The organism is Streptomyces sp. NPDC053069 (assembly GCF_044546895.1).
Taxonomy (GTDB): Bacteria; Actinomycetota; Actinomycetes; order Streptomycetales; family Streptomycetaceae; genus Streptomyces.
The window spans coordinates 214725-237829 of record NZ_JBITZN010000010.1; the positions used below are offsets into that span (position 1 = coordinate 214725).

Below are 23105 nucleotides of genomic sequence, written 5' to 3' on the forward strand. Positions count from 1 at the left end.
CCCGGGCGGCGGGGGCGACGGTGTGCCGACGTACGCTGGACACCGCACCCTCTTCTTCACATCCGGAGCACCTTTTCGTGAGCGAGCAGTCCCGGCGGCCCCGCAAGCCCGCCAAGCCCTACCGCCGTCCCCAGAAGGACCCCGTCCGCATCCTGGCCTTCGAGGCGCTGCGCGCGGTCGACGAACGGGACGCGTACGCCAACCTCGTGCTGCCCCCGCTGCTCAGGAAGGCGCGCGAGAAGGGCGGCTTCGACGCGCGGGACGCCGCTCTCGCCACCGAGCTGGTGTACGGCACGCTGCGTCGGCAGGGGACGTACGACGCGGTGATCGCCGCCTGTGTCGACCGGCCGCTGCGCGAGGTCGACCCGCCGGTGCTCGACGTGCTGAGCCTGGGTGTGCACCAGCTGCTCGGGACGCGCATCCCCACGCACGCCGCCGTGTCCGCCTCCGTCGAACTGGCGCGGGTGGTGCTCGGCGACGGACGGGCCAAGTTCGTCAACGCCGTGCTGCGGAAGGTGGCTCAGGACGACCTCGACGGCTGGCTGGAGAAGGTCGCGCCGCCCTACGACGAGGATCCCGAGGACCACCTGGCCGTCGTGCACTCGCACCCCCGCTGGGTCGTCTCCGCGCTCTGGGACTCGCTCGGCGGCGGCCGCGCCGGCATCGAGGACCTCCTGGAGGCCGACAACGAGCGGCCCGAGGTGACCCTGGTCGCGCGGCCGGGGCGGGCCACCGCCGAGGAGCTGCTGCGCGAGGAGGCCGCCGTCCCGGGGCGCTGGTCACCGTACGCGGTGCGGCTCGCCGAGGGCGGTGAACCGGGCGCCGTGCAGGCCGTGCGCGAGGGACGGGCCGGAGTGCAGGACGAGGGCAGCCAGCTGGTCGCCCTCGCACTCGCCAACGCGCCCCTCGACGGCTCCGACAGCAAGTGGCTGGACGGGTGCGCCGGGCCCGGCGGCAAGGCCGCGCTGCTGGGCGCGCTGGCCGCCGAGCGGGGCGCCACGCTGCTCGCCTCGGAGAAGCAGCCGCACCGTGCGGGCCTCGTCGCCAAGGCGCTGGCCGGCAACCCGGGGCCGTACCAGGTGATCGCCGCCGACGGCACCCGGCCGCCGTGGCGGCCCGGCACCTTCGACCGCGTGCTGATGGACGTGCCCTGCACCGGACTCGGCGCCCTCCGTCGCCGTCCCGAGGCCCGCTGGCGGCGGCGCCCGGACGACCTGGACAACTTCGCACCGCTCCAGCGCGCCCTGCTGCGCACCGCACTGGACTCCGTGCGCGTGGGCGGGATCGTCGGCTACGCCACCTGCTCACCTCACCTCGCCGAGACCCGCGCGGTCGTCTCCGACATCCTCAAGCAGCGCCCGGAGGCCGAGCTGATCGACGCCCGCCCGCTCCTGCCAGGCGTCCCGGCGCTGGGCGAGGGCCCCGACATCCAACTGTGGCCCCACCTGCACGGCACGGACGCGATGTACCTGGCCCTGATCCGCAGAACCGCCTGAAACGCCGTCGGCGGTGGCCAACCCGCGGGCGCGGAGAACTGCGCGCTCGGCCCCCACCGGCCTGCGGACAAACCACAACGGAAATGGACCGCCGTTACGGCCCGGCGCGGCGACATGGCAGGCTAGGGGCATGGCCGCGCAGATCAACCCCAGCATCCTGTCCGCCGACTTCGCCCGCCTCGCGGAGGAGGCCAAGGCGGTCCAGGGCGCCGACTGGCTCCACGTCGACGTCATGGACAACCACTTCGTCCCGAACCTCACCCTCGGCGTGCCGGTCGTGGAGTCCCTGGCGCGGGCGACGGACACCCCGCTGGACTGCCACCTGATGATCGAGGATCCCGACCGCTGGGCGCCCCAGTACGTCGAGGCGGGTGCCTCCTCCGTGACCTTCCACGTGGAGGCGGCCGCCGCGCCCGTGCGGCTCGCCCGGGAGATCCGCGCCAAGGGCGCCCGCGCCTCCATGGCGCTCAAGCCCGCGACGCCGATCGAGCCGTTCGAGGACCTGCTGCCGGAACTCGACATGCTGCTGATCATGACGGTCGAGCCCGGCTTCGGCGGCCAGGCCTTCCTCGACATCATGCTGCCGAAGATCCGCCGCACCCGTGAGCTGATCAGCAAGCACGGCCTGCAGCTGTGGCTCCAGGTGGACGGCGGTGTCTCGGCCTCGACGATCGAGCAGTGCGCGGACGCGGGAGCGGACGTGTTCGTGGCCGGTTCGGCCGTGTACGGGGCGCAGGACCCTGCGGAAGCCGTCCGTGCACTGCGCACGCAGGCGGAGGCGGCCACCGCCAAGGCGTCCTGGGCATGCGACCACTGAGCCACAGATACATGAACGGTTAAGTGAACGCCGCCCTTCAGGGCGGATCAGCCGCGCCGAATCTGCAAGGATGAACGGCGAATCCAGAGTGTGAACAGCAGTGAGGAGATCGCCGTGTCGGGTATGTCGGCGGGCCGGTCAGCCATGCGGATGGGACCCGCTGAGCTGGTGCAGGCGGCGGCCATGGCCCGCCGCTTCTACCTCGAGGGCAAGTCCAAGATCCAGATCGCGGAGGAGTTCGGCGTCAGCCGCTTCAAGGTGGCCCGGGTCCTGGAGACGGCCCTCGAACGGGATCTCGTGCGCATCGAGATCCGTGTCCCGGCCGAGCTGGACGCCGAGCGCTCCGACGCGCTCCGCGCCCGCTACGGCCTGAGGCACGCCGTCGTGGTCGAGTCCCCGGCCGAGGCCGAGGAGACGCCCGACCCCGAGAACCTCGGCGAGGTCGCCGCCGACCTGCTCGGCGAGCTCGTCAACGAGGGGGACGTACTGGGCCTGGCCTGGGGACGGTCCACCATCCACATGGCGGCGGCGCTCGACCGGCTGCCGCCGTGCACGGTGGTACAGCTGACGGGCGTGTACGACGCCGGGACCTCGGAGCGCGGCTCGGTCGAGGCCGTGCGCCGCGCCGCCCAGGTGTCCGGCGGCGACGCCCACCCCATCTACGCCCCGATGCTGCTGCCGGACGCGGCCACCGCGGCGGCCCTGCGCAACCAGACCGGGATCGCCCGGGCCTACGAGTACTTCGACAAGGTCACGGTCGCCTGCGTCTCCATCGGCTCCTGGGAGCCGGGCATCTCGACCGTGCACGACATGCTCAGCGACGAGGAGCGGGCACACTACGCCTCGCTCGGCGTCGCCGCCGAGATGGCCGCGCACCTCTTCGACGCCGAGGGGCGCCGGATCGGGCGGGACCTGGGGGAGCGGTGCATCACGGTCAAGGCCGACCAGCTGCGCCGTATCCCGGAGGTCGTGGCCATCGCCGGCGGGCAGCGCAAGGCGGCCGCGATCGACGCGGTCCTGCGGTCCGGGCTGGTCACCAGCCTGGTCACGGACACCTCCGCCGCGGACTATCTGATGACGGCAGGACCGACCCCGAAGCCCGCGCTCAGCCGCGCGGACCCCGACGGCCACTGAGGCCCTCCGGGCTCACCGCAGTCCGCCCCCCGCGGGTGGCTCGGCGGTCCGATGCCGCCTCAGCGGCGGATCACGACCGACTGCGCGGTGGGTCCAGACCAGCTCCGGGTCCGGATCGGCTCTGCGGTGGCTCCCCATCGGCTCTACGGCGGGTCGGGTCCTGCGTGGCGGTTGTGGCGGGACGTGAGGCTCAGGCGGGGCGTGAGGGCTCAGGCAGGAGGCCAGGGCTCAGCCGGGCGCGACGGGCTCCGGCAGCGGCCCCGGTTTTGCAGGGGCCGGCCGGGCGTGGGCGGTGGCGTGGGCGGTGTCGACGGGGCGCGCAGGGCTGTGGGTCGAGCTCCTCGGAGGGGTGAGTCCGGCTCTCCGGCGGCATGGCGGCCGTGGTGGTCGGAGGTCACGGCGGGCGAATCCGACTCCGCGCAGGGAACGGCGGCCGGGGCAGGCCGCGTCCGCACCAGCGGGTGGGGTCGGGTCGGGGCGGCGTCGGGGCGGGGCGGCCGTGGCAGCATCGTCGGCATGTCGCCGCGGTTCGTCCCCCATACCCACAGACGGTCTTTGACAGCCCCCCGAACGCCCGGACGCGTCCTGACGCCGCCCCGCTCGACCGGAAGGTCCCCGGTGTTGCCCCGCGCGCTCGTGGGGCTGCTGGGCCTCCTCCTGGCTGTTCTGCTCGCGGGGTGTTCCTCCGGTTCCGGATCGGGGTCGGGTGCCGGCGCGGGTACGGCGCAGAGTCCCGCCGGTACGAGCGTCTCCGCCCCGGCGTGGGCGCACGGCATGGGCACGGTCAGGGAGTCCCGGCTGCCCGCCGAGGCCCGGCGGACCCTGGCCCTCATCGACAAGGGCGGCCCCTTCCCTTACGCCAGGGACGGCGTCGTGTTCGGGAACTTCGAGGGACGGCTGCCGAAGCACCAGCGCGGCTACTACCACGAGTACACGGTCAGGACACCCGGCTCGCACGATCGCGGGGCCCGGCGCATTGTCACCGGACAGGGCGGGGAGATCTACTACACCGATGATCATTATCAATCGTTCCGGGCGGTGCTGAGATGAGCGACGACCTCGCGGGTCGCCTGACGGTCACGCTGGACCTTCACGGCGTCACGGACAAGGCCGGGCTGATGGACGCCGTGGCGCGGACACTGGCCCTGCCCCACTGGTTCGGCCGCAACTGGGACGCGCTCCTCGACAGTCTCTCCGATCTGTCGGTCTGGCCCGAGGAGGCGGCGGGCCGCGGGCTCCTCCTCGTCGTCACCGGCTGGCGGGCGTACGCGGACACCCGCCCGGAGGAGTGGCGGGTGGCGCGGGAGGTGTTCACCGAGGCCGCCGACCGCACCGACCTGCTCACGGTCGCCGTCGCGATGGAATGACGGCCTCGTCATGTGATGCGCCAGTAACTGGTCCCTCACGCACGGCGGACGGCTCGTCGTGATCGTCGTCAACGCCCGCTACGGCACCGAGGTGGAGGCTGCGCTCCGCGCCCCCCGGTGAGGCGTTCGGTGGATCCTCCGAAGATCCACTGGGCACCCTGGAGGTTCCGTCGGGGCCTGACCGCGGCCCCGGCATGGGAGAATGAAGTACGTGCTCTTTCCCCCTGGCGCACCCGTCCGGGGGTCACCTCTGATCGACTGGGATGTGCAGCACGTGCGTTTCCTCAATGACATCCAGCCCGCGTACGACCTGACGTACGACGACGTGTTCATGGTGCCGAGCCGCTCCGCGGTGGGCTCCCGTCAGGGCGTGGACCTCGGCTCGCCGGACGGGACGGGTACCACCATCCCGCTCGTCGTCGCCAACATGACCGCCATCGCCGGCCGCCGCATGGCCGAGACGGTGGCCCGCCGCGGCGGCCTGGTGGTCATCCCGCAGGACATCCCGATCGACGTCGTCACCGACGTCGTCTCCTGGGTGAAGAGCCGCCACCTGGTGCTCGACACGCCGATCGTGCTGGCCCCGCACCAGACCGTCGCGGACGCCCTGGCGCTGCTGCCCAAGCGGGCGCACAACGCCGGTGTGGTCGTGGACGAGAACCAGCGGCCCGTCGGTGTCGTCACCGACAGGGACCTGACCGGCGTCGACCGCTTCACCCAGCTCGAAGTGGTCATGTCCAAGGACCTGCTGCTGCTCGACGCGGACATCGACCCGCGTGAGGCCTTCAACACCCTCGACCACCACAACCGTCGCTACGCCCCGGCCGTCGACAAGGACGGCAAGCTGGCCGGCATCCTGACCCGCAAGGGCGCCCTGCGCGCCACGCTGTACACCCCGGCCGTCGACAAGAACGGCAAGCTGCGCATCGCCGCCGCCGTCGGCATCAACGGCGATGTGGCGGGCAAGGCCAAGCAGCTGCTCGACGCCGGCGTGGACACGCTCGTCATCGACACCGCGCACGGCCACCAGGAGTCGATGATCAGCGCCATCAAGCTGGTGCGCGCCCTCGACCCGCAGGTGCCGATCGCCGCGGGCAACATCGTCTCCGCCGAGGGCGTCAAGGACCTGATCGACGCCGGCGCGGACATCATCAAGGTCGGTGTCGGCCCCGGCGCCATGTGCACCACCCGCATGATGACCGGCGTGGGCCGGCCGCAGTTCTCCGCGGTCCTGGAGTGCGCCGCCGAGGCGAAGAAGTACGGCAAGCACGTGTGGGCCGACGGCGGTGTCCGCCACCCGCGCGACGTGGCCATGGCGCTCGCGGCCGGCGCGTCGAACGTGATGGTCGGCTCCTGGTTCGCGGGCACGTACGAGTCGCCGGGCGACCTCCAGCACGACGCCAACGGCCGTGCGTACAAGGAGTCGTTCGGCATGGCCTCCGCGCGCGCCGTGGCCAACCGCACGTCCGACGAGTCCGCGTACGACCGCGCCCGCAAGGCGCTGTTCGAGGAGGGCATCTCCACGTCCCGCATGTTCCTCGACCCGGACCGTCCGGGTGTCGAGGACCTGATCGACTCGATCATCGCGGGCGTCCGCTCCTCCTGCACCTACGCCGGTGCCGGCTCTCTGGAGGAATTCGCCGAGAAGGCCATAGTCGGCATCCAGAGCGCGGCCGGCTACGCCGAGGGCAAGCCGCTGCACGCCAGCTGGAGCTGACCCTTCCGCGCCCCGCACGGCCCCCGTCCTTCCCCCACCGGGAAGGGCGGGGGCCGTCGGCGTATGCGGAGGCCGGCAGGGTGGGCAGAGGGTGGCCGTGAGGCTGCTGTGCAACGGTCGACAGCCTGCGCGCAACGATTTGTCATTCCGGTCCGATGAACGCAATGATCATCCGGGGACGCGCAAGGTTGCTGCATTACGCCCGTGAAGGCCCGCCTCATAGGGTGCTCGTCTGTACGTGGTGTGGCGGGGACCCCGCTCGGTGAGTTTCCGCCCTCGCAGGGCTGCCACCGGTCCCCGCCCGCAATGACCGCAGGATTTAAGGAGCCAGCGCGTGCTCGACCAAGGCGCACCCCCGCACGACCGCACAGCGACCGCCCCCGCGTCCCCGGGTGTCGCCGCGCGCCTCATGCGGCGCAAGCCCGTGGAACGCCTGGTCGCGGAGGGCGGCCACGGCGAGGGAGGATCGCTTCGGCGCTCCCTCGGACTGTGGCAGCTGACCATGATCAGCATCGGTGCCACGCTCGGCACCGGCATCTTCGTCGTCCTCGGCAACGCCGTGCCGAAGGCGGGCCCGGCCGTCACCCTCTCCTTCGTGATCGCCGGACTGACCGCGCTGTTCTCGGCCCTGTCCTACGCCGAGCTGGCCGGCACCATCCCGGTCTCCGGCTCCTCGTACTCGTACGCGTACGCAACCATGGGCGAACTCATCGCCTGGGTCTGCGGCTGGTGTCTGCTGCTGGAGTACGGCGTCTCGGTCGCCGCCGTGGCCGTCGGCTGGGGCGAGTACCTCAACGAGCTGCTGGACGGCACCATAGGCGTGACCATCCCGACGGCCCTGTCGGCGCCGCCCGGCGACGGCGGCATCTTCAACCTGCCGGCCCTGATCGTCGTGCTCCTCGCGATGGCCTTCCTGCTCGGCGGCGCCAAGGAGTCCGCGCGGGCCAACACCATCATGGTGTGCGTCAAGATCGCCGCGCTGGTCCTGTTCTGCGCGATCGGCTTCATGGGCTTCAAGTCCGGCAACTACTCGCACTTCATGCCGCTCGGCATGGCGGGCGTCAGCGGCGCCGCCGGCACGCTGTTCTTCTCGTACATCGGTTTCGACGCCGCCTCCACCGCCGGTGAGGAGGCCAAGAACGCCCAGCGTGACCTGCCCCGCGCGATCATGCTGTCGCTGGTCATCGTCACCGCCCTGTACGTGCTGGTGGCGGCCGTCGCCGTCGGTGCCAAGCCGTGGCGGCAGTTCAACGACTCCGAGGCCGCGCTCGCCCAGATCATGAAGGACGTGACCGGTCAGAGCTTCTGGGCCACCCTGCTGGCCTTCTGCGCCGTCATCGCCATCGCGAGCGTCGTCCTGACCGTGCTCTACGGCCAGACCCGCATCCTGTTCGCCATGTCCCGCGACGGCCTGGTGCCCAAGATCTTCGCCAAGGTGCACCCGAAGACCGGTGCCCCGCGCGCCAACACGGTCATCGTGTCGGTGTTCTGCGGTGTGCTCGCCGCCGCGATCCCGCTGGGCCAGCTGGCGGACGCCACCAGCATCGGCACGCTGTTCGCCTTCGGTCTCGTCAACGTGGCCGTCGTCGTGCTGCGCCGGACCCGCCCGACGATGAAGCGCACCTTCCGCGTCCCGCTGTCGCCGGTGCTGCCCGCGCTGGGCTTCGCCTTCTGCGTCTGGATGATGGGCAGCCTGTCGGCCGTCACCTGGATCGTGTTCGGTGTCTGGATGGCCGTCGGGCTCGTGTTCTACTTCGTGTACGGCTATCGCCGTTCCCGTCTCGCGACCGGTGAGGGTCTCGCGGTGACGGCAGAGAAGTGACCGAACCGAAGAAGTGAACCACCCCCTGTGCTGAACGATCTCGACGAACGCATCGTGCACGCCCTCGCCGAGGACGCCCGCCGCTCCTACGCGGACATCGGGCAGATGGTCGGCCTGTCCGCGCCCGCCGTGAAGCGGCGCGTGGACCGGCTGCGGGCCACCGGAGCGATCACCGGATTCACCGTGCGGGTGGATCCGGCGGCGCTCGGCTGGGAGACCGAGGGGTACATCGAGATCTACTGCCGCCGCAACACCTCCCCGGAGACCATCCAGCGGGGTCTGGAGCGCTACCAGGAGGTGGTGGCCGCGTCGACGGTCACCGGCGAGGCGGACGCGATCGCCCAGGTCTTCGCGTCGGACATGCGTCACTTCGAGCGGGTCCTGGAGCGTATCGCCGGTGAGCCGTTCGTGGAGCGGACCAAGTCGGTGCTGGTGCTGTCGCCGTTGCTGCGGCGCTTTTCCTCCGGGGCGCCGGGGTAGGCGGCTTCCGGCTCGGGGCGCCTTCGCCGTTGCCGGGTGCGGGTTGGGTGTGGCTGGTCGCGCAGTTCCCCGCGCCCCTGGGCATGCTGCAGTCGCACGTGCCGGAAGGGGCGCGGGGAACCGCGCGAGAAACCACGGCGCACCCGCAGCCGGCAGACGGCAAGGCGCCCCGAGCCCTATTCAGCCGTCTTGCGCGCCAGCGCGTTGTTTCCGATCGAGTTGCGCACGCTGAAACTCACCGCATCCGACCGGTACCGGTCGTCCGACCACTCCACCGGCCGCCCTTCCCTCGTCGTCGTCACGCGCCGCACCCGCAGCAGCGGACTCGTCCGGCGGACCCCCAGCAGCTCTGCGTCCTGCGCGCCCGCCGCCACGGCATCGATCACATGCTCCCCGTAGGCGAAAACCAGACCGGTGTCGTCGTACAGACGCTGCGTGACCGAGGGACACTCCCGCTCGATCGACTCGACCGCGGGGGAGATCCAGTCGGCGTACACCGTGCGCTCCAGCAGTACCGGCTCGCCGTCCAGTCCGCGTACCCGGAGTACGTGCAACACCGGTGTGCCCGTGGCCAGTTGGAGACGTACGGCGTCCTCGGGCGTGGCCGGGCGGTATTCCTGCGTCACCACGTGGCCCGTGGCCTCGCGGCCCATCGCGCGGGCCCACTGGGCGAAGCTGCGCAGTTCCCCGAAGCTCTGGCTGCGGCGGCTGGCGAGCACGACGCGCCGGGCGCCCTGCCGGGAGCCGATCAGGCCCTCGGCGGTCAGGGCCGCGACGGCCTGGCGGACCGTGCCGCGTGAGACGCCGTAGTGCGTCGCGAGTTCCGACTCCGAGGGCAGGCGACTGCCGACCGTGTACTGCTCGCGGTCGATCGCCCGCCGCAGCTCATCGGCGATCTCCTCGTGTCGCGCCGTCATGCTTCCCCTCTGCTCAGGTCGCTGTGCACAGCGTGACCAGCCTAATCGAGACCTGAGCGTGATCTGCAGCGGTCTGGAATGTGCAGCCGAGCAGGGCCCAGAGTTTCGCTCACGTTTACGGACAGGACACCGTGAGCGGGCGTACTGTGACGCAACTTGTTCAGACAAGTTCTCCACCCTCCTCCTGCGTCCCCTGGAGAGACCGTGACCGTGTCCCTGCCGAGAAACGCCGTGCTCGGCGGCTGCATCGCCGTCGTCGCCGCACTCGCGCTGAGCGCCTGCGGCGCCGCCCCCGACAACGCGTCGACCACCACCAAGGACGGCAAGAGCGCCGCCTCCGCCGCCTCCGCCGCCGACTTCGGCGGCATGGACGCCCTGGTCAAGGCGGCCAAGAAGGAGGGGGCGCTGCACATCATCGCGGTGCCCCGTGACTGGGCGAACTACGGCGCCCTCATCGACGGCTTCCACAAGAAGTACGGCATCAAGATCGACGACGAGAGCCCGGACGGCACCAGCCAGGACGAGATCAACGCCGTCACCTCCAGGAAGGGCCAGGACCGCGCGCCCGACGTCCTCGACCTGGGGAGCTCGTTCGCGCTGAGCGCCGCCCAGCAGGGCCTCCTCGCGCCCTACAGGGTGACCTCCTTCGCCGACATCCCCGAGGCCCAGAAGGACCCGCAGGCCCGCTGGTACAACGACTACGGCGGCTATGTCTCCATCGGCTGCGACGCCAAGCGCGTCAAGCAGTGCCCGACCAGCTTCAAGGACCTGCTCAAGCCCCGGTACCAGGGCCAGGTCGCCCTCAACGGCAACCCCACCAAGTCCGGTTCGGCCTTCGGCGGTGTCTACGCGGCGGCCCTCGCCGACGGCGGCTCCTTCGACAACATCCAGCCCGGCCTGGACTTCTTCGCCGAGCTGAAGAAGAACGGCAACTACACGCCCGTCGAGTCCACCCCGGCCACCGTCGAGAAGGGCGAGACGCCCATCTCCATCGACTGGGACTACCTGAACGCCGGATACGCCGACGAGTTCAAGTCCAAGGGTCTCGACTGGAAGGTCGTCATCCCCGGCGACGGCCAGTACGCCCAGTACTACTCCCAGGCCATCAACAAGGACGCCCCGCATCCGGCCGCCGCCCGCCTGTGGCAGGAGTACCTGTACAGCACCGAGGGCCAGAACCTGTGGCTCAAGGGCTATGCCCGCCCGGCCCTGATGACCGCCATGGAGAAGGCCGGCACGCTCGACAGGGCCGCCGCCGCCAAGCTCCCCGAGGTCACCGGCACGCCGTCCTTCCCGACCGAGACCCAGCAGAGCAAGGCGAAGACGGTCATCGCCCAGGGCTGGGGGAAGGCCGTCTCCGGATGACCGCCGCCCTCCCGCGCGCGGACGTGGCGCCCGTCGCTTCGGCGAAGCGACGGCGCCGCGCCCCCGGCTGGCTCGCCGTGCTCCCGCTGCTGGTGTTCACGGCCGTCGCCTTCGGACTGCCGGCCGCCGCCATCCTGAACGGCGCCTTTACGGTGAAGGACGCCACCACGGGCGCCACCTCCTACACCGGCGCCAACCTGACGGCCTCGCTGCAGGGCCCGTACCTCACCGCCCTGCTCGGCAGCGTCAAACTGTCGGCGATCTCGGCCGCGCTCGGCGCCCTGCTCGGGCTGCCGCTCGCCCAGGCCGTGGTCGGCTCCCGCTCCCGCTGGCTGCGCGAGGCCGTGCTGACCGCCTCCGGCGTGCTCGCCAACTTCGGCGGGGTCCCGCTGGCCTTCGCCTTCGTCGCCACCCTCGGCAACGCGGGCGTGCTGACCGTGCACCTCGGTCTGAAGGACAGTGGCTGGGACCTCTACAGCTTCTGGGGCCTGGTCCTCGTCTACCTGTACTTCCTCATCCCGCTCATGGTCCTCACCATCACCCCCGCGCTGGACGGGCTGCGCGCCCAGTGGCGGGAGGCCGCGCTGAACAACGGCGCCACCGGCGTGCAGTACTGGCGGCACGTGGCCCTGCCCGTGCTCGCGCCCTCGCTGCTCGGCGGTCTCGTCCTGCTCTTCGGCAGCGCCTTCGCCGCCTACGCCACCGCCGCCGCCATGGTCGGCAGCGCGGTCCCGCTGGTGACCCTGCAGATCGCCGACGCCCTGTCCGGCAACGTGCTGGTCGGCCAGGAGAACGTCGCCCTCGCCCTGAGCCTCGACATGGTGCTGGTGGCGGGCCTGGTGATGGCCGTGTACCTGCCCCTTCAGCGACGGAGTGCCCGATGGCTCGACGCCTGACCCCGTGGCGATGGGTCGTCCTCGGCCTCGCCGCCCTGTACTTCCTGGTGCCGCTCGCCGCCTCCGTGATCTTCACGGTGGACGTGCCCGGCCAGGGCGTCACCTTCGACGCCTACACCAAGATCCTCTCCACCGACGGCTTCGTCTCCAGCCTGCTGCTCTCGCTGGAGCTGGCCGTGGCCACCATCGTCGTCGTCCTGCTGCTGATGGTGCCCGCCATGGTCGCCCTGCGGCTCGGCGCACCCCGGCTGCGGCCGGTGGTGGAGGTGGTGTGCTCGCTGCCGCTGGTGGTGCCGCCCATCGCGTTCGTCGCCGGGATAGCCACCGTGCTGAAGTGGGGCCCGGAGTATTTGTCCCGGACCCCGCTGTTCGAGACCTTCGTGGTGATCCAGAACGACAGCTTCCCCGTCGTCCTCGTCCTCGCCTACGTCGTGATGGCCCTGCCCTTCGTCTACCGCGCCCTGGACGCAGGCCTGCGCGCCATCGACGTACGCACCCTCGTCGAGGCGGCCCGCAGCTGCGGCGCCTCCTGGCCCCAGGCCCTGGTCCGGGCCGTCCTGCCCAACCTGCGCGGGGCCCTGCTGAACGCGGCCTTCCTCACCCTCGCCCTGGTGCTCGGCGAGTTCACCGTCGCCAGCCTGCTCGGCTTCCGGCCCTTCGCCGTATGGATCTATGAAGTCGGCGGCTCCCAGGCCCAGATGTCCGTCGCCGTGTCCGTGCTCAGCCTGCTCGTCACCTGGGCCCTGCTCCTCGCGCTCGCCGGTGCCGGCGGCCGCAACCGAACCGCTTCCTCCCGGGGATGACACACATGACCGCCACCCTGCCCGAGACGCTCGACAAGGCCGCCACCGTCGAATTCCGCGGCCTGCGCCGCGAGTTCGGGGCCACCGTCGCCCTCGACGGACTCGACCTCACCGTCCGCCCGGGAGAGTTCCTGGCTCTCCTCGGCCCGTCCGGCTGCGGCAAGACCACCGCACTGCGCATGCTGGCCGGATTCGAACACCCCGATTCCGGCGCCGTACTGGTGGACGGCCAGGACGTCACACTCGTCCCGGCCCACCGCCGCGACGCCGGCATGGTCTTCCAGTCGTACAGCCTCTTCCCGCATCTGAACGCCGTGGACAACGTCGCCTTCGGGCTGCGCATGCGCGGCGTCCGTACCGCCGAACGGCGTGCCCGCGCCGCCGAGTTGCTGGAGCTGGTCGGCCTCGGTGACAAGGGCGAGCGCTACCCGCACCAGCTCTCCGGAGGCCAGCAGCAGCGCATCGCGCTGGCCCGCGCCCTGGCCCTGCGCCCGCGCGTGCTCCTGCTCGACGAGCCGCTGTCCGCACTGGACGCGAAGGTGCGGCTCACCCTGCGCGAGGAGATCCGCCGGCTCCAGCAGGAACTCGGCATCACCACCCTCTTCGTCACCCACGACCAGGAGGAGGCCCTCTCGGTCGCCGACCGGGTCGCCGTGATGCGCGCCGGCCGGCTCGAACAGTGCGCCGAGCCCGCTGAGCTCTACGGCCGCCCCGCCACCGCCTTCGTCGCCGAGTTCGTCGGCACCATGAGCCGGATCCCGGGCGAGCTGACGGACGGCACGGCCGCGGTGCTCGGGCAGCGGCTGCCGGCCGACGGCGAGGTGTCCGACGGTGCGGTGGACGTGCTGGTGCGGCCCGAGGCCGTACAGGTGCGCCCGGACGAGCAGGGCAGCGCCCGGGTCGTCGCCACCGCCTTCCTCGGCGCGGTCGTCCGGGTCACCGTACGGCTCGCCGACGGCACGGAGGTCAAGGCCGACCTGCCCGCGCACGAGGCCACCGGGCTCGGGGCCGGAACCGCCGTGGCCGTGTCACTGCCTCAGCGGCCGGTGCTCGTGGCCGAACGTACCCAGAAGTGAGGAACCACTCCGTGACCCCCCGCACCGCCCTTCAGGCGGTCCTGTTCGACATGGACGGCACGCTCGTCGACACCGAGCGGCTCTGGTGGGAGGCGGTCGAGCAGGTCGCCGGGCGCCCGCTGACCGAGGCCGACCAGCCGGATGTGCTCGGCCGCCCGGTCGAGCACACCGCCGCCTGGCTCGCCGCGGCCACCGGCGGGCAGCCCGCCGACCTCTCGGCCCGCCTGCACCACGAGTTCGCCGAACGTGTCCGCACCGGGGTCGTCCCCCGGCCCGGCGCCCTCGGCCTGCTGGACGCGCTGGCCGCCGCCGGCGTACCGGTCGCCCTGGTCACCGCGTCCCCGCGCGCGGTCGCCGACGTCGTCCTCGACGCCCTCGGCGCCGAGCGGTTCGCGGTCTCCGTCACCGCCGACGACACCGCCCGCACCAAGCCCGCCCCCGACCCGTACCTCGCCGCCTGCCGCGCCCTCGGCGCCGACCCCGCCGGCTGCGTGGCCGTCGAGGACACCGCGACCGGCGTGGCCTCGGCCGAGGCCGCCGGCTGTGCCGTACTCGCCGTGCCGTCCCTCGCGCCGATCGGCGCGGCGCCCGGCCGGACCGTACGGGAGAGCCTCGCCACGGTCACGGTCGAGGAACTGCGGGGGATGGCCGCCCCCGAGCTGCGGGTGATGAGCTGGAACCTGTGGCTGGGCGGCAGCGAGGTCGACGACCATCGCGCCAAGCAGCTCAAGGCCATCATCGACAGCGGCGCCGACGTCGTCGGGCTGCAGGAGACGGGCGGAACCGCCGCCCAGGAGCTGGCCGAGGCACTCGGCTGGCACCACCACCGGGCCGGCGAGAACCTCGGTGTCATCAGCCGCCACCCGATCACCGCCCGCCTCGGCGACCCGGACGTCGGCTTCTACGGCGCCGCGGGCGTCCGCATCGCCCTCGCGCCCGGCCACGAGGTCGACGTGTGGACCGCGCATCTGCACTGCACGCCGTACGGCCCTACGAGTCCGCCTTCGACGGGCTGCCGGCGGCGGAGCTGATCGCCCACGAGGAGGTGCGGCTCGCCCAGATGCGGGACGCGCTGGGCCGCATCGACGAGTCCTCCGCGCAGGGCGTCCCGGTCGTCCTCCTCGGCGACTTCAACTGCCCCTCGCACCTGGATCGGCCGGAGGTCGCCTGGCCGGTGACGAAGGCCGCCGAGGACGCGGGCTTCGCCGACTCCTACCGCGAGGCCCACCCGGATCCCGTCGCCGAGCCCGGCCACACCTGGTCGCCGATCCACCCGGTGCACGAGGACGGCAGCGGGCGGCCCGAACCGCAGGACCGGATCGACTACGTCCTGCACCGGGGTCTGACCGTCCGGGAGGCGCGGACCCTCGTCACCGGCAGCCCGCGGCCCTGGCCGGACGTCGCGGACAACGACTGGCCCTCCGACCACGCGGCGGTGGTGACCACCTTCGCCGTGACCCGGCTGTGACCCGGGGTTACCGCAGGTCACCATTGCGGTTCGGGTGATCGTCCCGTAGGTTGTGCCGAACTTTGTACTGACTGGTAACAGCGGCAGGTACTCCATGCGCTGGCCCCTCGGCCGTCCCACCACCGTCCGTGCGCGGATCGTGGCGCTCGCGCTCGCCCCGGCCGTCGCGCTGATGGGGCTGTGGAGCTTCGCCATGTGGTCCGTCACCGGCGAAACACGCGCGCTGATCCGGCTCCAGGGGGTGTACGAGGACTTCGGCACCCCCGTGGACACCGCGATCGGGCAGATCCAGATCGAGCGCCGGATGTCCGCCGCCTACCTGGGGGCCCGTCTCGACACGGCCGCCGCCGGCGACCTGCTCGGGCAGCAGCGCCGCACCGACCGGGCCGTCGACGCCATGCGGCAGGCGGTCCGGGGCGGTGACCGCAGCCGGCTCACGGCACGGCAGCGACAGGCGCTGGACGCCATGGTCACCGCCACCGGGAAGCTGGACGACCTGCGCGCTCAGGTGCTGTCCCGGCACATCACCTGGGACCGGGCCGTGGACCGGTACAGCGCGCTCGTCGAGCCCGGTTTCGACGTGCAGTCCACCCTCACCGCCCTGCAGGCCGGACAACTCGCCCGTGAGGCGCAGGTCGTCATCGAGCTGGTACGGGTACGGGAGTTCGTCTCGCGCGAGGACGCACTGGTCGCCGGGGCGCGGGCGGCCGGCACACTGACCGACCGGCAGTACGACAGCCTGACCGAGACCATCGAGGACCGGCGCGTCTTCCAGCGGACGTACGTACCGGACCTGCCCGGCGACTCGCGTGCGCTGTTCGAGCAGTTCCAGCGCGGGGACCTGTACGGCTCGCTGGCGCGCGGCGAGGACGCGCTGCTGCGGGCCGGGGCCGCCGGCGCCGGGAAGGCCGTCGCCGCGGACACCTGGCGGTCCACCACCGACCGCGCCGTCAAGCGGTACATGCAACTGTGCACGCAGTCCGCCGAGAACTCCGCCGCACGCGGCCGGGCCTTCGCCTACCGGGAGCTGACCAAGGCGGCCGTCGTCGGCGTGGTCGGACTCGGGGCCGTCGGGCTTTCCCTGTGGTTCGCCGTGCGCGGGGCCCGGCGCATCTCACGGCGCCTGGAGACCCTGCGGGACGCGGCCGACGTCCTGACGAGGGAACAACTTCCCGATGTCATGCGCCGGTTGAGTGCGGGTGAGGAGGTGGACGCGGTGGCGGAGGCACCGCCGCTGGCCACCGGCGAGGTGCGGGACGACGAGATCGGCCAGGTCGGCCGGTCCTTCAACACCGCGCGGCTCGCCGCCGTCGAGGCCGCCGTCAAGCAGGCGACCCTGCGCCGCGGCCTGTTCGCGGTGCTGCTCAACATCGCCCGCCGCAACCAGGCCCTCGTCCACCGGCAGCTGAAGCTCGTCGACACCCTGGAACGGCGCACGGACGACCCCGACGTGCTCCGCGAGCTGTTCCGCATCGACCACCTGACCACACGCATGCGCCGGCACGCGGAGAGCCTGATCATCCTCTCCGGCGCCACGCCCGGCCGGCGCTGGCGCCGGCCCGTACCCGTCGCGGACGTCGTCGCCTCGGCCGTCGGCGAGATCGAGGACTATGCGCGCGTGGTGGTTCCTCCCATGCAGGAGGCCGGCGTCGCGGCGGACGCGGTCGCCGACGTGGTGCACCTGATCGCCGAACTGCTGGAGAACGCCACGGTGTTCTCGCCGCCGCACACCCAGGTCACGCTGCGCACCGGACGGGTCGGCAGCGGGTTCGTGCTGGAGATCGACGACCGGGGGCTCGGCCTCGACGCCGACGCCCGCGCGCACGCCCACCGCACCCTCACCGACCCGGACGCCTTCGACCCCACCCGCCACGACCGGCTCGGCCTCTACGTCGTCGGCCGCCTCGCCGCCCGGCACGGCATCGAGGTCACCCTGCGCGATTCGCCGTACGGCGGGACGACGGCGGTGGTGCTGCTGCCGGAGGGGGTGCTGGCGGAGGTGGAGCCGGTGGTGGGGGCAGAGGTGCACGAGCTGCCCTCCAGAAGGCGATCCGCAGCACGGGCCGAGCAGCAGAGCTCACCCGTGGCGGAGCCACCGGCACCCACCCGGCTCACGCCCGTGCCCGCGCCGGAACCGGCGGCCGAGCCCGCTCTGCCCACCCGGATCCGGCAGGCGTCCCTCGTGCCGGAGCTGCGGGAGGAGCCGCCGGCGGAGGACAGAACGGCGAGGGCACCGGAAGTCGACGCCGAGGAGATGCGGGCGATCTTCGGCGCCTTCCAGCGCGGGCTGGACCGCGGCCGCAGGGGCCTGCCGGCAACCGGCGAGGTGGCCCGGAGTTCCGGTGCCGCGGAGCCGACGGCACCGCAACCCCCCAGGGGCGCGGGGAACGGCGCGACCAGCCACCGCGCACCCGCACCCGACCACGCATCCGCACCCGACCATGCGGACCTTCCCCTCAACGACACCCACGAAGGGACGGACACCGACGATGCCCGGTGACGAACAGAGGCCCGAGCAACCCGCCGTGCCCGGCGGAGCGCCCGGCACGGATCTCGGATGGCTGCTGGACGACCTCGTGGCGCGCACCGACCACGTCCGTCAGGCCGTCCTGCTGACTGCCGACGGCCTCCCCCTCAGCAGCTCGGAGGGGATGCGCCGGCGGGACATCGAGCATCTGGCCGCCGTCTGCTCCGGCTTCCACGGCCTCGCCCGCTCGGCGGGGGAGCGGTTCGCCGCGGGCGGGGTGCGGCAGACCATGGTGATGCTCGACGACGCCTACCTCTTCATCACCCCGGCCGGACACGGCAGCCGGCTCGCCGTGCTCAGCGAGGCCCGCACCGACGTCGGCCAGCTCGCTCACGAGATGGCCCTGCTGGTCCGTCGCCTCGGCCGCCACCTGGACGCGGCCACGCGCAACCCCAGCTGATCCCGCACGTGAGCGACGAGCACTGGTACGAGGACGAGACCGGGCCGATGGTGCGCCCCTACACGGTGACCCGTGGCCGCACCCGGCCCTCGGGCGCGCACGCCATCGACCTGATGTCCCGGGTGACCGCGCTGGACACCGACGCGCCGGGGCCGGACGTCGACCACGCCCGGGCCGCCCTGCTCGAACTGATCCGGCGCGGCCCGCGTCCCGTCGTGGAGCTGGCCGCGGACGCCGATCTGCCCCTGACCGTGCTGCGGGTCCTGCTCGGCGATCTGGCCGAGGCGAGCCTGATCCGCATCGACGAGCCGCGCCGCCTCCCGGCCGGCGGCCCGGCCGCCGACCCGGGGCTGCTGCGGGAGATCGTGCAGCGTCTGCGGGAGATCTAGAGCTTCGGCTGCCAGGGCACGACCTTGAAGTCACCCGTGCCCTGCTTCACCTTCTCGAACGGGGCGGACGACACACACGGCGGCAGATCCTTGGTGTCCCTGGGGCTGCCGACCCCCGCCCAGCTGTAGCCCAGCCGGTCGTGCCGGCCGAGGTCGTGGACCGTGACGCCGACCCGCTTGCCCTTCGCCCCCGGCAGGTCGGACGCGGTGATCACACCGGAGACGACGGCGACCGGGCCGCCGGTGACCAGGCAGTCGACCTTGGCCTTGGCCCAGGCCCCCTGACCGTGCAGGTAGTGGCTGAACTCGAAGGTGCCCGTGGCCTTGAGCGGGTTCATGTTGTTCTTCGGCGCCAGATGCGCGTCGAAGCTGAAGGTGATGTCGTCCCCGGCCGACCGGTACAGCTTGGCCGTACCGGTCAGGGAGGCGGCCTCCCGCTGAGGGGGGTGCGTCCCGCCGACCGAGGCCAGTGCCGCCCCGGCCGTGCCGGCGGTGATCAGCAGGGCGGTGGTGAGGGTGACGGCGGCGATCTTCGTACGACGCTTCATGACGGTCCTTTCCGCAGGTCAAGCGCGTGAACTGAACGATCACCACTCTCCCGGCGACGGCCCGGCCGCACATCGCCCCGCAGGCGGGACCCCATCTCCGCCGTCCGGCGGGGAACCCCGGCCGTGACCTGCGCCTCGGGAAGGACGGGATACGGCCCCCCGGGCGCGCAACGAATCGCCGACAGACCCTCCTTCCACGCAACGATCCGCGCACAGGCGCGCAACGGCTCCTTCTTGTCCGGCCGAGCGCGCCGACCGTACCTTCTTCATGGCCCCGAAAAACCTTCCCGGGCCGCCACTCCGGCCCCAAGAACCCGCTTTCCGGTGAGGACCCCGCATGCGCACCGCCCTGCTCCAGAGCTCCGGCCGCCCCGGCTCGATCGTCGAGAACCTCAAGGTCCTCGACGAGGCCGCGGGCCGTGCCGCCGCCGCGGGCGCCGCGCTGATCGCCGCACCGGAGATGTTCCTGACCGGGTACGCCATCGGCGACGACATCGGCCGCCTCGCCGAGCCCGCCGACGGCGACTCCGCCGACGCGATCGCGGAGACGGCCGCCCGGCACGGCATCGCGATCGTCTACGGCTACCCGGAGCGCGACGGCGAGACCGTCTACAACTCCGCCCAGCTGATCTCCGCCGACGGCACCCGCCTCGCGAACTACCGCAAGACCCACCTCTTCGGCTGTGCCGAGCGTGAGCACTTCACCCCGGGCGAGCAGTCGCTCGTCCAGGCCCGGCTGGGCGGACTGACCGTCGGCCTCATGATCTGCTACGACGTCGAGTTCCCGGAGAACGCGCGCGCCCACGCCCTGGCCGGCACCGACCTGCTCGTGGTGCCGACGGCGAACATGCACCCGTTCCAGTTCGTCGCCGAGGCCATGGTGCCGGTGCGTGCCTGGGAGAACCAGATGTACGTCGCGTACGTCAACCGGGTCGGCCACGAGGGCGAGTTCGAGTTCTTCGGACTCTCCGCCCTCGCCGGGCCCGACGGCATCGCCCGCACCCGCGCCGGCCGCGGCGAGGAGCTGGTGATCGCCGATGTCGACCCCGCCTTCCTGGCCGCGTCCCGCGAGGCCAACCCGTACCTGAAGGACCGCCGCCCCGGTCTGTACGGGTCCCTGGTCTGACCCCCCCGAGCCCTCCCTCCCCGTTTCGCCCCCGCGCAAGGAGTCCCGTACCCCATGACGTCCACGGTGCCCAACGCCGTCGAGCACAACGACGAGCAGCAGCCGCCGATCACCATGTTCGGCCCGGACTTCCCCTACGCCTACGACGACTTCCTCGCCCACCCGGCGGGCCTCGGGCAGATACCCGCGACCGAGCACGGCACCGAGGTCGCGGTCATCGGCGGTGGCCTGTCCGGCATCGTGGCCGCGTACGAGCTGATGAAGATGGGCCTCAAGCCCGTCGTCTACGAGGCCGACCAGATCGGCGGCCGGCTCCGCACGGTCGGCTTCGAGGGCTGCGACGAGACGCTGACCGCCGAGATGGGCGCGATGCGCTTCCCGCCGTCCTCCACCGCCCTGCAGCACTACATCGACATGGTGGGCCTGGAGACCCGTCCCTTCCCGAACCCGCTGGCCGAGGCCACCCCCTCGACCGTCGTGGACCTCAAGGGCGAGTCGCACTACGCCGAGACCATCGACGACCTGCCCCAGGTCTACCGGGACGTCGCCGAGGCCTGGAACAAGTGCCTCGAAGACGGTGCCGACTTCTCCGACATGAACCGCGCCATGCGCGAGCGGGACGTCCCGCGCATCCGCGAGATCTGGGCCCAGCTGGTCGAGAAGCTCGACAACCAGACCTTCTACGGCTTCCTCTGCGACTCCGAGGCCTTCAAGTCCTTCCGGCACCGCGAGATCTTCGGCCAGGTCGGCTTCGGCACCGGCGGCTGGGACACCGACTTCCCGAACTCCATCCTGGAGATCCTCCGCGTCGTCTACACCGAGGCCGACGACCACCACCGCGGCATCGTCGGCGGCTCCCAGCAGCTGCCGCTGCGCCTGTGGGAGCGCGAGCCGGAGAAGATCGTCCACTGGCCCTACGGCACCTCGCTGAAGTCCCTGCACATGGACGGCGAGCCCCGCCCGGCCGTGACCCGGCTGCACCGCACCGCGGGCAACCAGATCACCGTGACCGACGCGAACGGCGACATCCGCACCTACAAGGCGGCCATCTTCACCGCCCAGTCCTGGATGCTGCTGTCCAAGATCGCCTGCGACGACTCGCTGTTCCCGATCGACCACTGGACCGCGATCGAGCGCACCCACTACATGGAGTCCTCCAAGCTCTTCGTCCCGGTCGACCGGCCCTTCTGGCTGGACAAGGACGAGGAGACCGGCCGGGACGTCATGTCGATGACGCTCACCGACCGCATGACCCGCGGCACCTACCTGCTGGACGACGGTCCGGACAAGCCCGCCGTGATCTGCCTGTCCTACACCTGGTGCGACGACAGCCTGAAGTGGCTGCCGCTGTCCGCGAACGAGCGGATGGAGGTCATGCTGAAGTCGCTCGGCGAGATCTACCCGAAGGTCGACATCCGCAAGCACATCATCGGCAACCCGGTGACGGTCTCCTGGGAGAACGAGCCCTACTTCATGGGCGCGTTCAAGGCCAACCTGCCAGGCCACTACCGCTATCAGCGGCGCCTGTTCACCCACTTCATGCAGGACCGGCTGCCCGAGGACAAGCGGGGCATCTTCCTCGCCGGCGACGACATCTCCTGGACGGCCGGCTGGGCCGAGGGCGCCGTCCAGACCGCGCTGAACGCGGTCTGGGGCGTCATGCACCACTTCGGTGGCCAGACCGACCCGGCCAACCCCGGCCCGGGTGACCTGTACGACGAGATCGCCCCCGTGGAGCTGCCCGAGGACTGACCGGACGAGCGAGCAAGGACCAAGGCGCGGGCCGCCGGACTCAGACTCCGGCCGCCCGCGCCTTTTCAAACACCTCCGCGGCGACGTCCGTCAGTTCGCGTGCGTCCCGGGCGGTGCCCTGCAGGTCGATGAGGATCTCGTCCAGGCCGATGCGGGCGTAGTCCACGAGGTCCGCCACGATCTGGTCGACATCGCCCTGGAAGGGCCGGCGGTCCGGGCCCTCGTACGGCTTCGCCTGGCGGCTGGTGTTCACCCGCAGCACCGTCCGGATCGGCCGCGTACGGCCCCGCTCCTCGGCCAGCTCCCGCAACTGCCGCCACTGGGCGGCGACCTGCTCGGCGCCCATGCCCACCGGCAGCCAGCCGTCGGCGTGGTCGACGAGCCGCCGGAAGGCCCGCCGGCTGCCCGCGGCCAGCAGAATCGGGATCGGCCGCGCGGGCTTGGGCCCGACCACGGCGGAGGCGATCCGGGTGAGGCTTCCGTCATGGACGACCGGATCCGGGCCCCACACCTTCCGGCACACCTCGATGATCTCGTCCAGGACCGCGCCGCGCTCCTCGAAGGGCCGGACGCCCGAGGCCGCGTACTCGTCCAGGGACCAGCCGGTGCCGAGGCCCGCGAGCACCCGCCCGCCGCTCGCCGAGTCCAGCGTGGCCAGGGCCTTCGCGAGCTGGAACGGACCGTGCAGCGGAGCCACCAGGACGCTGGAGCCCAGCTCCGCCCGCTCGGTGGCGGCGGCCGCCAGGGTGAGGGTGACCAGTGGGTCGGCCACGTTCCGGTACTGGTCCGGCCATGGCAGGCCTTCGACGCCGTACAGACCCTGGGTCGCGGGCTCGGGGAACAGCGCCCGTTCGAAGACCCACAGACTGTCGTAGCCGATGTCCTCCGCGGCGCGTGCCACCTCGGGGACGTCCTTGCCGATCGAGTACTGCCGCATCTGGGGAAGACCGAGACCGAGCCGGGTCGCCATACCGCCACTCCTCTGTGATCGGGTCCTGGCCGCTC

At 72.0% G+C, this 23105-nt stretch carries 20 protein-coding genes and 1 pseudogene; 18 read left to right on the forward strand and 3 right to left on the reverse strand.

Translation table 11 applies throughout. From position 1 onward, the window contains the following. The first annotated feature begins 77 nt into the window (after positions 1-77). The 8 genes from ACIGXP_RS24245 to ACIGXP_RS24280 all read left to right on the forward strand — a co-directional run bounded on the left by ACIGXP_RS24245 (position 78) and on the right by ACIGXP_RS24280 (position 8833). Positions 78-1496 (forward strand): RsmB/NOP family class I SAM-dependent RNA methyltransferase, encoded by a 1419-nt coding sequence (locus ACIGXP_RS24245; RefSeq protein ID WP_399771399.1) that lies wholly within the window; start codon positions 78-80, stop codon positions 1494-1496. 130 nt (positions 1497-1626) lie between these two features. Beyond that, on the forward strand, positions 1627-2313 hold the full coding sequence (gene rpe / locus ACIGXP_RS24250; RefSeq protein ID WP_360094982.1) for a ribulose-phosphate 3-epimerase: 687 nt from the start codon (positions 1627-1629) through the stop codon (positions 2311-2313). 90 nt (positions 2314-2403) lie between these two features. Next, positions 2404-3447, forward strand: coding sequence for a sugar-binding transcriptional regulator (locus ACIGXP_RS24255; RefSeq protein WP_399771402.1), 1044 nt, complete (start codon positions 2404-2406; stop codon positions 3445-3447). Positions 3448-4068: 621 nt separating this feature from the next. After that, complete coding sequence (locus ACIGXP_RS24260; protein WP_399771405.1) at positions 4069-4497, forward strand: ribonuclease domain-containing protein; 429 nt, start codon at positions 4069-4071, stop codon at positions 4495-4497. Next, positions 4494-4814, forward strand: a complete 321-nt coding sequence (locus tag ACIGXP_RS24265; RefSeq protein WP_363219919.1) for a barstar family protein — start codon at positions 4494-4496, stop codon at positions 4812-4814. Before ACIGXP_RS24260 ends, ACIGXP_RS24265 begins: the two co-directional genes overlap by 4 nt. 274 nt (positions 4815-5088) lie before the next feature. Beyond that, the gene (locus ACIGXP_RS24270) at positions 5089-6531 is read left to right on the forward strand and encodes a GuaB1 family IMP dehydrogenase-related protein (protein WP_399771586.1); all 1443 of its coding nucleotides are present in this window, start codon (positions 5089-5091) and stop codon (positions 6529-6531) included. A gap of 334 nt (positions 6532-6865) precedes the next feature. Beyond that, complete coding sequence (locus ACIGXP_RS24275) at positions 6866-8353, forward strand: amino acid permease (protein ID WP_363217165.1); 1488 nt, start codon at positions 6866-6868, stop codon at positions 8351-8353. 27 nt (positions 8354-8380) lie between these two features. Further along, positions 8381-8833 (forward strand): Lrp/AsnC family transcriptional regulator, encoded by a 453-nt coding sequence (locus ACIGXP_RS24280; RefSeq protein ID WP_184973120.1) that lies wholly within the window; start codon positions 8381-8383, stop codon positions 8831-8833. Between the two features lie 176 nt (positions 8834-9009). Here the strand turns inward: ACIGXP_RS24280 and ACIGXP_RS24285 are convergent, their stop codons facing one another. Continuing rightward, the gene (locus tag ACIGXP_RS24285; protein WP_363217166.1) at positions 9010-9750 is read right to left on the reverse strand and encodes a GntR family transcriptional regulator; all 741 of its coding nucleotides are present in this window, start codon (positions 9748-9750) and stop codon (positions 9010-9012) included. A 204-nt stretch (positions 9751-9954) separates the two neighbouring features. Here ACIGXP_RS24285 and ACIGXP_RS24290 point away from each other — a divergent pair, with 204 nt between their 5' ends. The 8 genes and pseudogenes from ACIGXP_RS24290 to ACIGXP_RS24325 all read left to right on the forward strand — a co-directional run bounded on the left by ACIGXP_RS24290 (position 9955) and on the right by ACIGXP_RS24325 (position 18674). Continuing rightward, positions 9955-11115 carry an ABC transporter substrate-binding protein gene (locus ACIGXP_RS24290; protein ID WP_399771411.1) on the forward strand — a complete coding sequence of 387 codons (1161 nt, stop codon included), beginning with the start codon at positions 9955-9957 and terminating at the stop codon, positions 11113-11115. Continuing rightward, on the forward strand, positions 11112-12011 hold the full coding sequence (locus ACIGXP_RS24295; protein ID WP_363217168.1) for an ABC transporter permease subunit: 900 nt from the start codon (positions 11112-11114) through the stop codon (positions 12009-12011). The genes ACIGXP_RS24290 and ACIGXP_RS24295 overlap by 4 nt, the downstream gene beginning before the upstream one ends. Beyond that, a complete protein-coding gene (locus tag ACIGXP_RS24300; RefSeq protein ID WP_363217169.1) occupies positions 11996-12814 on the forward strand; it encodes an ABC transporter permease subunit in 819 nt (272 codons plus the stop codon). Before ACIGXP_RS24295 ends, ACIGXP_RS24300 begins: the two co-directional genes overlap by 16 nt. A 5-nt stretch (positions 12815-12819) precedes the next feature. Further along, a complete protein-coding gene (locus ACIGXP_RS24305) occupies positions 12820-13890 on the forward strand; it encodes an ABC transporter ATP-binding protein (RefSeq protein WP_399771416.1) in 1071 nt (356 codons plus the stop codon). 50 nt (positions 13891-13940) lie between these two features. Then, positions 13941-15358, forward strand: a pseudogene (locus ACIGXP_RS24310) (HAD-IA family hydrolase). A 94-nt stretch (positions 15359-15452) separates the two neighbouring features. Beyond that, positions 15453-17858 carry a nitrate- and nitrite sensing domain-containing protein gene (locus tag ACIGXP_RS24315; protein WP_399771418.1) on the forward strand — a complete coding sequence of 802 codons (2406 nt, stop codon included), beginning with the start codon at positions 15453-15455 and terminating at the stop codon, positions 17856-17858. After that, on the forward strand, positions 17848-18285 hold the full coding sequence (locus ACIGXP_RS24320) for a roadblock/LC7 domain-containing protein (protein ID WP_399771421.1): 438 nt from the start codon (positions 17848-17850) through the stop codon (positions 18283-18285). Before ACIGXP_RS24315 ends, ACIGXP_RS24320 begins: the two co-directional genes overlap by 11 nt. Before the next feature lie 8 nt (positions 18286-18293). Beyond that, a complete protein-coding gene (locus ACIGXP_RS24325) occupies positions 18294-18674 on the forward strand; it encodes a DUF742 domain-containing protein (RefSeq protein WP_363217174.1) in 381 nt (126 codons plus the stop codon). Here ACIGXP_RS24325 and ACIGXP_RS24330 read toward each other — a convergent pair. Then, positions 18671-19222, reverse strand: a complete 552-nt coding sequence (locus tag ACIGXP_RS24330; RefSeq protein ID WP_363217175.1) for a Repetin — start codon at positions 19220-19222, stop codon at positions 18671-18673. The two genes, ACIGXP_RS24325 and ACIGXP_RS24330, sit on opposite strands and share 4 nt — an antisense overlap. Before the next feature lie 337 nt (positions 19223-19559). Here ACIGXP_RS24330 and ACIGXP_RS24335 point away from each other — a divergent pair, with 337 nt between their 5' ends. Continuing rightward, positions 19560-20348, forward strand: a complete 789-nt coding sequence (locus ACIGXP_RS24335; RefSeq protein WP_363217176.1) for a carbon-nitrogen hydrolase family protein — start codon at positions 19560-19562, stop codon at positions 20346-20348. A gap of 54 nt (positions 20349-20402) precedes the next feature. After that, positions 20403-22100 (forward strand): NAD(P)/FAD-dependent oxidoreductase, encoded by a 1698-nt coding sequence (locus ACIGXP_RS24340; RefSeq protein ID WP_363217177.1) that lies wholly within the window; start codon positions 20403-20405, stop codon positions 22098-22100. A 40-nt stretch (positions 22101-22140) separates the two neighbouring features. On the opposite strand, the gene ACIGXP_RS24345 is transcribed toward ACIGXP_RS24340, so the two are convergent. Continuing rightward, the gene (locus tag ACIGXP_RS24345) at positions 22141-23070 is read right to left on the reverse strand and encodes an LLM class F420-dependent oxidoreductase (protein WP_399771425.1); all 930 of its coding nucleotides are present in this window, start codon (positions 23068-23070) and stop codon (positions 22141-22143) included. Positions 23071-23105: the final 35 nt, after the last annotated feature.

Coding starts and splice junctions, on each gene's coding strand:
- rpe (WP_360094982.1), top strand. CDS start 1,627: ATGGCCGCGCAGATCAACCCCAGCATCCTGTCCGCCGACTTCGCCCGC.
- ACIGXP_RS24265 (WP_363219919.1), top strand. CDS start 4,494: ATGAGCGACGACCTCGCGGGTCGCCTGACGGTCACGCTGGACCTTCAC.
- ACIGXP_RS24285 (WP_363217166.1), bottom strand. CDS start 9,750: ATGACGGCGCGACACGAGGAGATCGCCGATGAGCTGCGGCGGGCGATC.
- ACIGXP_RS24295 (WP_363217168.1), top strand. CDS start 11,112: ATGACCGCCGCCCTCCCGCGCGCGGACGTGGCGCCCGTCGCTTCGGCG.
- ACIGXP_RS24300 (WP_363217169.1), top strand. CDS start 11,996: ATGGCTCGACGCCTGACCCCGTGGCGATGGGTCGTCCTCGGCCTCGCC.
- ACIGXP_RS24305 (WP_399771416.1), top strand. CDS start 12,820: ATGACCGCCACCCTGCCCGAGACGCTCGACAAGGCCGCCACCGTCGAA.
- ACIGXP_RS24315 (WP_399771418.1), top strand. CDS start 15,453: ATGCGCTGGCCCCTCGGCCGTCCCACCACCGTCCGTGCGCGGATCGTG.
- ACIGXP_RS24320 (WP_399771421.1), top strand. CDS start 17,848: ATGCCCGGTGACGAACAGAGGCCCGAGCAACCCGCCGTGCCCGGCGGA.
- ACIGXP_RS24330 (WP_363217175.1), bottom strand. CDS start 19,222: ATGAAGCGTCGTACGAAGATCGCCGCCGTCACCCTCACCACCGCCCTG.
- ACIGXP_RS24335 (WP_363217176.1), top strand. CDS start 19,560: ATGCGCACCGCCCTGCTCCAGAGCTCCGGCCGCCCCGGCTCGATCGTC.
- ACIGXP_RS24340 (WP_363217177.1), top strand. CDS start 20,403: ATGACGTCCACGGTGCCCAACGCCGTCGAGCACAACGACGAGCAGCAG.
- ACIGXP_RS24345 (WP_399771425.1), bottom strand. CDS start 23,070: ATGGCGACCCGGCTCGGTCTCGGTCTTCCCCAGATGCGGCAGTACTCG.